Here is an 11,260-nt window from a genome sequence, read left to right as displayed (position 1 = left end):
GTGAGTTTTCATAGCAATTGCAATTATTGAGGAACCGGCATCGAGCCGGATTCGATTAGGGGGATCCGGCTCCGGGCCCGGGACCCGTTCGTTTCCGGATCTGAACCATCTCGTCGATCTGGGCGTACGTTCCCCTCTCGTGAGCAGCACGACGAACGGGGCGATCAAGAGCCTGGTCCCCGCCAGGATGGACAGACTGCCGTGGACACGGTTCCACTGGAGCGTCGTGGTGGGACTCGGTGTCTCGTGGGTCCTCGACGGCCTCGAGATCCAGATCGTGTCGAACGCCGGGTTCCAGGCCGACCTGGACCTGTCGACGCAGCAGGTGACCTCGCTCGGCACCATCTACCTCGTCGGCCAGGTCGTCGGCGCGATCGTCTTCGGTCGGATGTCCGACCGGCTGGGTCGTCGGAAGCTCTTCATCCTCACGCTGGCCATCTACCTCATCGGCTCCGGCATCGCGGGGCTCGCGCAGGACTTCTGGTTCCTCGCGGCCTTCCGGTTCGTCGCCGGGCTCGGCATCGGCGGCGAGTACGCGGCGATCAACTCGGCGATCGACGAGCTCATCCCCGCGAAGTACCGCGGGCACGTCGACATCGCGATCAACGGCACCTACTGGGGCGGCGCGGCACTCGGCGCGTTCGCGAACATCTACCTGCTCGACACGGCCAACTTCGCCGAGAACATCGGCTGGCGCATCGGCTTCTTCCTCGGCCCGGTGCTCGGCATCGCGATCATCTTCCTGCGGCGGCACATCCCGGAGAGTCCGCGGTGGCTCATGACGCACGGACGTGAAGAGGAAGCCGAGGCGACGGTCACGCAGATCGAGGAGTCGGTCGAGAAGTCCACCGGGCACCGGCTGCCGGAGGTCGACGAGTCCAAGGCGATGACCGTCACGCCGACGGACAACGTGAAGTTCCGGACGATCGTGAAGGTGCTGTTCCGGCAGTACCCGACCCGGACCCTGGTCGGCGCGACGATGATGATCACGCAGGCGTTCCTCTACAACGCGATCTTCTTCACCTACGCACTGGTGCTCACGAACTTCTTCGGCCTGAAGACCGCCGAGACGAGCGTGTACTTCTTCCCGTTCGCGATCGGCAACCTGCTCGGACCGATCATCCTCGGTCGGTTCTTCGACACCTGGGGTCGTCGGCAGATGATCTTCTCGACGTACCTGGTGTCCGGGCTCGTGCTCGCCACCTCGGCGTTCCTGTTCCAGGCCGATGCGATCACCGCGCCGGTGCAGGTCGTCTTCTGGTGCATCTCGTTCTTCTTCGCCTCGGCCGGTGCCTCGAGCGCCTACCTGACCGTGAGCGAGATCTTCCCGCTCGAGCTCCGGTCGCAGGCGATCTCGTACTTCTTCGCGCTGGCGCAGATCTTCGGTGCCGTCGCGCCGCTCATCTACGGTGCGCTCATCGGCGACGGGTCGTCCCGCGAGCCGCTGTTCTGGGGGTACCTGCTCGGGTCCGCGGTGATGATCGCGGGCGGTGTCGTGGCGCTGATCTTCGGCGTCGACGCGGCCCGGAAGGGACTCGAGGACGTCACGCAACCCCTGTCGGTCCTGACCAAGGAAGCGGACGCGGCGCGGAAGTAGTATTCCGTATGCGGAGTGTTTAGCGCCGCGCTCCGGGGTCTGTCATCGTCCTCGCATGGCAGTCCTCCACAGCACGACAGTGTCCTGCACGGTCCACGGGCCGACCACTCGCGAAGCCGGCGGCGTGGGCCGTGCGTGATCCTGGCGGCATGGAGCGAGCACAGCACCGACCGGGTCGCGACGACGACGACCCGCACGGCATCCGACGCAGTCTGCTGCGGGACGCGGTCTTCGCGCGGCTGCTCGACAACGTGCTGCGCGGGGTCTACCGCCGTGGCCAGCGGATCCGGCTCGACACGATCGCGGCGGACATGCGGGTGTCCCGGACGCCGGTGCGCGAAGCGCTCGTGCCGCTCGAGAACCTGCGGCTCGTCTCGGTGCAGCGGTACGTCGGGGTGGTCGTCGCGCACTGGACCGTCGACCACATGATCGAGCGGATCCGGATCGCGCGGACGATGATCACCGAACCCCCGGCCGGCGCGGTGCGGTGCGCGGATCGCTTCGACGTCGCCTGGCTCCGCGAGTGCGTGACCGAGGGCGGGGTCTTCGTCGAGCTCGGTTCGTGGTGGCTCCGCCGGAGCGGTGCAGCCGTCAGTGCCGACTGGCTCCTGTCGCAGCGTGCCGTGCTCGACGCGTTCTTCACGGACGACGTGGCGCTGGCGAACGGGATCGACGCCGTGGTCGCTCGTCGGGAACGCCGGAAGATCGCCGAACGCGCGACCGCCGCGGCCGAGCGGGACGCGCTCGACGAGTGCGCGGTGGCACTCGTCGAGCTCGCCGATGCCCTGATCGGCCTGCCGGAACGGTTCCGGGCGGCAGCGTGAGCACTCACCGCGGATTCCGGGGCCGCTCGCACTGAATCGACAGGCGGGCGCATGGCAGGGTGGTCCGGTTGCCGTCCCCGCGGCACCGGGATCGACCGGGCCAGCGCGGGACCCCTCGGTGCCCGACAGGGAGGGCACTACCCGCGTGCTCGTCCGCTCGAGCACGCACCGTGTCCGCACACGACAGGAGTGCCCGTGAACGACGTCCGCGACCGATCCCACCGGCTGAACCGAGCGACCGGGATCGCACGGCACGGACGTCTCCGGCACCGCAACCCCGTCGGCACCGCGATGAAGGCGCTCTCCGGCGTGGCCGCGGTCGCCCTCGTGAGCACGGCGTCGGTCGCCGCGATCGCCGCCAAGCAGGTCACCGACGACTTCGGCGACGGCGTCGCGATCCAGGGGCAGTCAGCGCAGCCGGCGAAGGGACCGGCAGCGCTGAGTTCGTACCAGGGCGGCTTCAACATGCTGGTCGTCGGCACGGACAACGACCCCGAGCAGGGCACGGCGTACGGCGAACGCGACGCCACGTTGAACGACGTCAACATCCTGCTGCACGTCTCGGCCGACCACACCAACGCCACCGCGGTGAGCATCCCGCGCGACCTCGTCACGCCGATCCCTGCGTGCCGCAAGCAGGACGGCTCCGGGACGACCCCCGCCATGGCTGCGCAGCCGATCAACAGCGCGTGGGGCGAGGGCGGGCTGAACTGCGTCGTGCAGACCGTGCAGGGGCTGACCGGCCTCGACGTGCAGTACTCGGCGGCGGTGTCGTTCCAGGGCGTCATCGAGATGTCGAACGCGATCGGCGGTGTGCCGGTGTGCGTCGCGCAGCCGATCCACGACCGCTACACGGGGCTCGACCTGCCGCAGGGCACCTCGACGCTGCAGGGCGACCAGGCGCTGGCGTTCCTCCGCTCCCGGCACGGTGTGGGCGACGGCTCGGACCTCGGGCGGATCTCCAGCCAGCAGGCCTTCCTGTCCTCGCTGCTCCGCACGGTGAAGTCGAACGACACCCTCACCTCGCCGCCCACCCTGTACAAGCTGGCCCGGGCAGCGGCCTCGAACATGCAGCTGTCGCAGAGCCTGAACGACGCCGGCACGATGGTGGAGATGGGGCGGGCGCTCCAGGACCTCCCGCTCGCGCAGGTCAACTTCGTGCAGTACCCGGGGACGACCGGTGGCACGGGGGTGTACTCGGGGAAGGTGCAGCCGTCGGCGGAGCTCGCGGCGCAGTTGTTCGCGAAGATCCGGGCGGACCAGTCGTTCTCGCTCGGCGCGGACAGTACCGGGATCGGGGCGGAGCGCGCGGCGGGCGCGGGGTCTGCCGCGGGGTCCGCTGCGGGGTCGTCGGCCGCTGGGTCCGCTGCGGCCGCGGGATCGGCCTCGGGCGCCGGCGGCTCGGCTGCCGGCGCGGGGTCAAGTGCCGGTGCGAGCGGCGCGGGCGCGGCTGCCGGTTCGGGTGCGGACCTCGGTACGGATGGTACGAGCGCAGGTGCATCCGGTGCCGCTGCCCGTGGAGCCTCCGCGCCCGCGAGCAGCCCCGCGGCGACGGCTCCGGCCGAGACCCTCGACGGCTTGCAGGGGCAGTCCGCCGACGAGCAGACCTGCTCGAAGGCATTCGGCTCCTGACACCGTCCCCGAGGTTTCGCGCCCACCGACACTCCACGCGCTCCCCGGCCCGTGAGATGTCGCCCAGCGCGAAGAACCGCCCGCGAATCCAGCGCGCCCAGCGCGCCCGAACCACCGAGAGCGGGGGCGCGGTGGTGGGCCGCGCCCCCTGGTCACTCCTCGGTCTGAGCCTCGCGCGATCGGGCGCGCGGCGGGCTCGCCGCCCAGGAGCGACATCGGTGCTGTGTCGCGGCGACGGGGTGAGACCCCGGAATGTGATGGCCGCGCCTCGACGATGCTATTGACCGGGGTACGGGTGGACAACCCCCGACTGTCCCCACTTCGGGGGACCCCGCCGTGCACCCGACGCAGGGTCGGTGTCGAGACAGTGCTCGACCTCCTGTATGGTGGTGGGAGCGCTCGCGAGAGTGCTTGGAGACGTCGCATAGTCCGGCCGAGTGCACCACCCTGCTAAGGTGGAGTCCCCTTTGAGGGGACCGAGGGTTCAAATCCCTCCGTCTCCGCGGCACACGAAACCCCGGTCCTCCAGGACCGGGGTTTCGTCGTTCCCGAGGAACACCGGGAGCACCGAGCGCATCGAGTGCGCGGCGCAACCACCGCCGGTCGGGAGGCGCGGTGCCAGCCCGCACCGCGCCTCCCGTCCGTGCGTGGGTGCCGTGACTGCCGCGCATCTCGTGAGCAGAAATGGTCGGGTGCGCGCACGTGACCCGACCATTTCTGCTCACGAAACCTCGCGGGGCGCCCCGCGCCCGCGCATCAGACCGTCGCGACGCTGCCCGTCGGCACCGCGCCGCGCGAGCGCGCGCGCCGCGCCGCGCCCGCGGCGACGGACGTCAGCACCACGGCCGCCGCCGTGATCCCGGCCCCCGCCCAGATCGGCGAGGTGTACCCGAGCCCCGCAGCGATCGTGAGCCCACCGATCCAGGCGCCGAGCGCGTTCCCGAGGTTGAACGCCGCGATGTTCGCCCCGCTCGCCAGGGTCGGCGCGTGGTCCGCGTACTGCATCACCCGCGTCTGCAGCGCCGGCACGGTGGCGAACCCGAACGCCCCCATGAGCACGAGCGCGATCACGGTGAGCACGGGCGAGGCCGCCACTGCCGCGAACACGGCGAGCACCACCGTGAGGACGACGAGCACCACGAGCAGTGTGCCGTCGATCGACCGGGACGCGAGCTTCCCGCCCGCGAAGTTGCCGACGAACAGCCCGACGCCGAACACGATGAGCAGCCACGGCACGGCGCCCGACGAGAACCCGGACACCGAGGTCAGCGTGTACGCGATGTAGGTGAAGGCGCCGAACATCCCGCCGTAGCCGAGCACGGTGATGCCGAGCGAGAGCCACACCTGGCCGGAGCGGAAGGCGCCGAGCTCCCGGCGGAGCGAGGGGACGGCTGCGTCGGCCGAGCGGACGGTGGGGACGAGCAGGGCGACCCCGACGAGGGCGACGACACCGATCGCCGCGATGGTCCAGAACGTGGCGCGCCAGCCGAGCGCCTGGCCGAGGAAGGTGCCGAACGGGACGCCGAGCACGTTCGAGGCGGTGAGCCCGGTGAACATCAGGGCGACCGCGGACGCCCGCTTCTCCTTCGCGACCATGTTCGACGCGACCACCGAGCCGATGCCGAAGAACGCCCCGTGGCAGAGGGCCGCGATGACCCGGCCGAGCATCATCACGCCGTACACCGGCGCGAGGGCGGACAGGGTGTTGCCGATCACGAACAGCACGAGCAACCCGATGAGCACCGGCTTGCGGGGGAGCCGGGTGGTCGCGGCGGTGAGTCCGAGCGCGCCGACGATGACGGCGAGGGCGTACCCGGTGACGAGCCACCCGGCGGTGGTCTCGGTCACGCCGTAGTCGGCGGCGACCTCGGGCAGGAGCCCGGTGATGACGAACTCGGTCAGGCCGATGCCGAATCCGCCGAGTGCGAGGGCGATGAGTCCCGCGGGCATGGATGTCCTTCCGTTGTGCGGTGCAGCTGGGCCGCGTACGCTGGTTGTTGCAGACGCGGGATATCGATAGTTGCACACGCGGGGTATCCGCGCAAGCAACCAATCCTGCCCGGAAGCACACCAGGAGGCCCCTCATGTCCGTCGACGACTCCTCCGTCGCCGTCCGCGCCCACGGCTGGCGCACGCTCGCGGCCCTGCACGGCCTCATCGAGACGCGGCTCGAGCGGGCGCTGCGCGCGGTCGACCTGTCGGTCGTCGAGTTCACGGTGCTCGACGCCCTCCGCCGCCAGGACGGCTTCCACATGCGCATGCAGCAGCTCGCCCGGGCGGCAGCGCTCAGCCCGAGTGCGACCACCCGGCTCGTGAACCGCCTGGAGGAGCGCGCCCTCCTCACCCGCGTGCTCTGCGCCGACGACCGCCGCGGGCTCTACACGGAGCTCACGCACGCGGGCCAACGACTGCTCGACGAGGCCACGCCCGTGCACGCCGCCGCGCTCGAGGAAGCGCTCGCCGAGGCGCGCGAGGTCCCCGAGCTCGAGGAGCTCGCCGTCGCGGTCGACCGGCTCGAGGGCGCCACCGTCTGAGGTCCAGGAGGCGCGGCTCGACCCCGCCCCGCACGCTACGGTGAGCGGGTGGTGCGGCGGACAGGACTCGTGGTCGGCGTCGCGGTCGTGGTCGCGCTGGCCCTCGGTGGCTGCGTCGCCACGCAGCGTCCCGACGCCGACCTCGCTGTCGAGGCGTACGTCGAACCGGGTGACGGATCGGCGGCGACGGTCTCGGACGCGTCCCGTCGTGCGGCGACGATCGGGATCGACGGCGTCACGGTGGCGGACGACGGCGCCGGGCTGAACGACCTGCCCGGCGGCGTGGCGGCACTCGCCCGCACGGCGCGGGCCGGTGGAGCCGACCCCGAACTGCTCGTCAGCAACTTCTCCGAGTCGATCGGGGACTTCTCACCCGAGGTCGGCACCGCGCTGCTGTCGGACACGGGGAACCGCTCGCGGGTCGCCGACCACCTGGCCGAAGTCGCGTCCGACGCGCACATGCGTGGCGTGCAGATCGACCTCGAGTCGCTCCGGAGCCGCGACCGTGCCGGGCTCGTGGCGTTCGCCGCGACGCTCGAGGGCGCCGTGCACGAGCGGCTCGGATCGGACGCCGAGGTGTCGATGGCGGTCATGGCCTCGACGGACGAGCGGGGCTACCGCGACACCGGGTACGACCTCGGCGCGCTCGCGGACCACGTCGACCGGTTCGTCCTGATGACGTACGACCAGCACGGGCCCTGGAGCGGTGCCGGCACCATCGGGTCCCTGCCGTGGGCGGAGCGGGTGGCCCATGCGGCCGAGCGCTCGGGCGTCCCGGCCGACCGGATCGACCTCGGCATCGCGGGGTACGGGTACGTGTGGGGCGGCTCGGGTGACGCACAGGTGAGCCCGGCGCGGGCGCGGGAACTCGCGGGCGACGATGCCCGGTGGTCGGCCCGCACCGGCGAGTGGTCGGCGACGCTCGACGACGGCCGCGAGCTGCACTGGTCCGACGCACGTTCCTACCGGGCGCGGGTCGCGCTCGCCGAGGACCTCGGACTGCACGGCGTGGCGCTGTGGTCCCTGAACACGCTCGCCCTGCCGGGCTGAGCCCGCGCCGGGCGCTTGCCGAACGGTCCGGGCGACCCGCGCCTCCCGTCCGTCCTCGGCCGCGGCGGTGCTGCGCACAACGCAAGTCCTTCCGAACCGCGCGGATGCGCGGTTCCGGCGTACTCCGGTTGTGCGCCCGCACTGCGAACCGCGGGGCCGCCGGCCGCCGGGCCGCCGGCCGCCGGGCCGCGGGCCCCCGCGGTCAGGCGCGCGGGGGAGCGGTCGTCGACCGGACGACGAGCGACGGCGGCACGAGGACCCGGGTCGGCTCTGGCCGCTCGGCCGCAGCGATCAGCTCGACGAGCCGGTCCGCCGCGAGTCGCCCGACCTCGTCGTTGTGCGGGTCCACGGTCGTCAGGCGCAGCAGGGGTGACGCGGCGAGCGGGGTCTCGTCGTTGCCCATGACCGACACGTCCTGCGGTACCCGGAGCCCGGCCTCGTGCACGGCGGCGATCGCGCCCATCGCCATCACGTCGTTCGCCGCGAACACCGCGGTCAGGTCCGGGTGGTCCTCCAGTGCGCGGACGGTGCCCCGGTAGCCGGTCTGCTCCGAGGTCGGTCCGTCTCCGTACACCAGTGGCTCGATGCCGGAGGCGACCATCCGGGCGACGGTGGCCTCGCGGCGGACGGCAGCCGGGCCTCCTGCGCCGGTGACGTGGGCGATGCGGCGGTGACCGAGTCCGACCAGGTGGTCCGCGGCCAGGCGTCCGCCGGCGGCTTCGTCGGAGGCGACGACGTCGAGTCCTCCCGGGACGTCGGCGCGTGCGCCGGCGATGACGACCGGGGTGTCCGCGGGGACGACGAGGTCGGGGAAGCCCTCGGCGGCGAGCACGACACCGTCGACACGGAGCGAGACGAGGTCGTCGAACGGCGAGGAGTCGAGGTGGGCGTTCGCGCGGCTGTCCGCGAGCGTGAGGCGCAGGCCGTGCGGGGCGAGCGCGTCGCGGATGCCGTCGAGCATCGGGACGTACCAGGGGTTCCGGAAGTCGTCGACGACGACGCCGATCGTGCGCGTCCGCGTGCCGGCGAGGATCGCGGCGGCACGGTTGGGGCGGTAGCCGAGCTCGGCGGCCGCGGCGAGGACGGCTGCCCGGCGGGTGTCCGAGACGCCGGGGTCGTCGCGCATCACCATCGAGACGAGCGACTTCGAGACACCGGCACGGGTCGCGACGTCGATGATCGTCGGTGGTCGGGACACGCGGCTCCTTGACAGGACATGGGTGGGTGCGTCTACAGTCTACCGACGCTCTCTGGAACGTTCCAGAGCCATCACCGACTTCTCGAGGGAGAGAACATGAGCGACAGCATCGGCGTCGCCGTCATCGGCGCCGGCATGGCCGGCAAGGCCCACATGGCCGCGTGGCGGAACGCACCGTCCCTGTTCGGTCACACGCTGCCGCCCGTCCGGCTCGTGTCGGTCGGCGACGTCTACGAACCGCTCGCGGCCGAGGCTGCGACGCGCTTCGGGTACGACCGGCACGACACCGACTGGCGAGCGATCGCCGAGGCCGACGACATCGACGTGGTGAGCGTCGTCGTCGCGAACACGCTGCACCGCGAGATCGTCGAGGGGCTCCTCGCCGCCGGCAAGCACGTGCTGTGCGAGAAGCCGCTCTCGGACTCGCTCGACGATGCCCGCGCGATGGCGTCCGCCGCATCGCTCGCGGCCGGTCGTGGTCTCACCGCCCGCGTCGGCTTCACCTACCGACGTGCTCCCGGCCTCGCGGCCATCAAGCAGCTCGTCGAGGACGGCACACTCGGTCGCGTCCTGCACGTCTCCGCGCGCTACTGGACCGACTACGGCTCCTCGCCCGACGTCCCGTTCTCGTGGCGCTTCGCGGGGGCCCCGGGGACCGGCGCCCTCGCCGACGTCGGGTCGCACCTCGCGTACGTCGCCGAGTTCCTGGCCGGCGAGGTGCAGAGCGTCAACGGCGGCATGTTCACCACGGCCGTCACGAAGCGGCCGATCGCCGCCGGGTTCGCCCTCCGTGGCCAGGCCGTACCGTTGACCGGGGAGTTCGCCGACGTCGAGAACGACGACTACGCCACGTTCACCGCGCGCTTCGGCGACGGCTCGGTGGTCGGTTCGCTCGAGGTCTCCCGGCTCGCGACCTCGCACCCGAACGGCCTCGTCGTCGAGGTGTTCTGCGAGCACGGCGCCGCACGCTGGGACCAGGAGCGCGCATCCGAGATCGGACTCGCGCTGCAGTCCGACGGCTCCCGTCTCGGCGGCTACCGTCAGGTCGTCCTCGGCCCGGACCACCCGTACGTCGCCGGCGGCATGGCGATGGACGCTCCCGGTGTCGGCTGGGGCCAGAACCAGATGTTCGAGTACCAGGCGCGTGCATTCCTCGACGAGGTCGTGGGCAACACGGCCGACCCGCTGCCGGCGAACGCCACGTTCGACGACGGCGTCCACAACATGGAGATCCTCGACGCGGTGGCCCGGTCCGCCGCCGACGGAGGAGCAACCGTCGACCTCACCGCGGCGTCCGTCACCGGAGGAGCACACGCATGAAGCTCGGTCTCTACAACGCGATCTTCCACGACCGCCCGCTCGCCGCGGCGCTCGAGGCCATCGCGGGCAACGGCCTCACCGGCATCGAGCTGAACACCGGCGGGTTCCTGCCGCCGGTGCACGTGCCGAACGTCGACGAGATCCTCGACGACGACGCGGCGCGCGACGCCTTCCTCGCGCAGTTCGACGGGACCGGCGTCTCGATCGCCGGCCTGAACTGCAACGGCAACCCGCTGCACCCGGACCCGGCGATCGGGCCGAAGCACGCGGAGGACGTCCGCCGCAGCATCCGGCTCGCGGCCCGTCTCGGCCAGGACCGGGTCGTGACGATGTCGGGTCTCCCCGCTGGGGAACCCGGCGGCACCCGGCCGAACTGGATCGTGAACGCCTGGAGCTCCGCCGCGCTCGACGTGATCGATTACCAGTGGAGCGTCGCGGTGCCGTTCTGGCAGGAGATCGACGCCCTCGCACGCGAGCACGGGGTCAAGGTCGCGCTCGAGCTGCACCCGCAGAACGTCGTCTTCAACCCGGCCACGATCCGCGAGCTCGTCGAGCGCGGCGGGCTGACCAACGTCGGCGTCGAACTCGACGCGTCGCACCTGTTCTGGCAGCAGATGGACCCGGTGGCGGTCGTCCGCGACCTCGGTCCGCTCGTGTTCCACGCCGCCGCGAAGGACGTCCGGATCAACCCGCAGGCCGCGATCAACGGCGTGCTCGACAACTCGTTCCGTCGGCTCTCGCCGGACGAGCCGCGCACGAACCTCGGCGGGGACGAGTGGGCGAACGAGTGGCCGAAGCCGTCCGCGTGGGACTTCGTCGCGCTCGGCAAGGGGCACGACGAGGCGTACTGGTCGGCGTTCCTCGAGGCCCTGCGCGAGGTGGACCCGGACATGTGGGTGAACATCGAGCACGAGGACACCGAGCTCGGGCGCGAGGAGGGCGTCGCCGTGGCGGCGCAGGTCCTGCTGGCCGCCGACGCGTCGCTGGCGGCTCGCGTCTGAGGTGCAGCGGGATCCGGACTGGAGGCGCGGATCACGTGCGCCGATCAGCGCACGTGACCCGCGCCTCCAGTCCGTCGCCGTGCGTCCGGCGGCCCGGTCGGTGA

9 protein-coding genes and 1 tRNA gene are annotated in these 11,260 nt (G+C 71.7%); 8 read left to right on the top strand and 2 right to left on the bottom strand.

From position 1 onward, the window contains the following. The first annotated feature begins 139 nt into the window (after window positions 1–139). The 4 genes from QE359_RS18760 to QE359_RS18745 all read left to right on the top strand — a co-directional run bounded on the left by QE359_RS18760 (window position 140) and on the right by QE359_RS18745 (window position 4,556). Window positions 140–1,597, top strand: a complete 1,458-nt coding sequence (locus tag QE359_RS18760) for an MFS transporter (RefSeq protein WP_309780344.1) — start codon at window positions 140–142, stop codon at window positions 1,595–1,597. Window positions 1,598–1,746: 149 nt separating this feature from the next. Then, on the top strand, window positions 1,747–2,421 hold the full coding sequence (locus QE359_RS18755) for a GntR family transcriptional regulator (protein ID WP_309780343.1): 675 nt from the start codon (window positions 1,747–1,749) through the stop codon (window positions 2,419–2,421). Window positions 2,422–2,616: 195 nt separating this feature from the next. Then, the gene (locus QE359_RS18750) at window positions 2,617–4,053 is read left to right on the top strand and encodes an LCP family protein (protein WP_309780342.1); all 1,437 of its coding nucleotides are present in this window, start codon (window positions 2,617–2,619) and stop codon (window positions 4,051–4,053) included. A gap of 413 nt (window positions 4,054–4,466) precedes the next feature. Beyond that, window positions 4,467–4,556: transfer RNA gene (locus tag QE359_RS18745), tRNA-Ser, on the top strand. Window positions 4,557–4,809: 253 nt separating this feature from the next. On the opposite strand, the gene QE359_RS18740 is transcribed toward QE359_RS18745, so the two are convergent. Further along, window positions 4,810–6,003, bottom strand: coding sequence for an MFS transporter (locus QE359_RS18740; RefSeq protein ID WP_229086070.1), 1,194 nt, complete (start codon window positions 6,001–6,003; stop codon window positions 4,810–4,812). 134 nt (window positions 6,004–6,137) lie between these two features. On the opposite strand from QE359_RS18740, the gene QE359_RS18735 reads away from it, so the two are divergent. Together QE359_RS18735 and QE359_RS18730 are read left to right on the top strand one after the other, a co-directional pair. Next, entirely contained in the window at window positions 6,138–6,587 is a 450-nt protein-coding gene (locus QE359_RS18735; protein ID WP_070418145.1) for a MarR family winged helix-turn-helix transcriptional regulator, read from the top strand. Between the two features lie 48 nt (window positions 6,588–6,635). After that, window positions 6,636–7,637, top strand: a complete 1,002-nt coding sequence (locus QE359_RS18730; protein WP_309780341.1) for a glycosyl hydrolase family 18 protein — start codon at window positions 6,636–6,638, stop codon at window positions 7,635–7,637. Between the two features lie 202 nt (window positions 7,638–7,839). Here QE359_RS18730 and QE359_RS18725 read toward each other — a convergent pair whose 3' ends face one another. After that, complete coding sequence (locus tag QE359_RS18725; protein ID WP_309780340.1) at window positions 7,840–8,835, bottom strand: LacI family DNA-binding transcriptional regulator; 996 nt, start codon at window positions 8,833–8,835, stop codon at window positions 7,840–7,842. A gap of 96 nt (window positions 8,836–8,931) precedes the next feature. Here QE359_RS18725 and QE359_RS18720 point away from each other — a divergent pair, with 96 nt between their 5' ends. Both QE359_RS18720 and QE359_RS18715 read left to right on the top strand, forming a co-directional pair. Continuing rightward, window positions 8,932–10,155, top strand: coding sequence for a Gfo/Idh/MocA family oxidoreductase (locus QE359_RS18720; protein ID WP_309780339.1), 1,224 nt, complete (start codon window positions 8,932–8,934; stop codon window positions 10,153–10,155). After that, on the top strand, window positions 10,152–11,156 hold the full coding sequence (locus QE359_RS18715) for a sugar phosphate isomerase/epimerase (protein WP_309780338.1): 1,005 nt from the start codon (window positions 10,152–10,154) through the stop codon (window positions 11,154–11,156). Before QE359_RS18720 ends, QE359_RS18715 begins: the two co-directional genes overlap by 4 nt. Window positions 11,157–11,260 lie beyond the last annotated feature (104 nt).

The organism is Curtobacterium sp. SORGH_AS_0776 (assembly GCF_031453355.1).
GTDB lineage: Bacteria > Actinomycetota > Actinomycetes > Actinomycetales > Microbacteriaceae > Curtobacterium.
The sequence above is the reverse complement of the archived record's forward strand: the minus strand, read 5'-3'. Positions and strand labels throughout refer to the sequence as shown.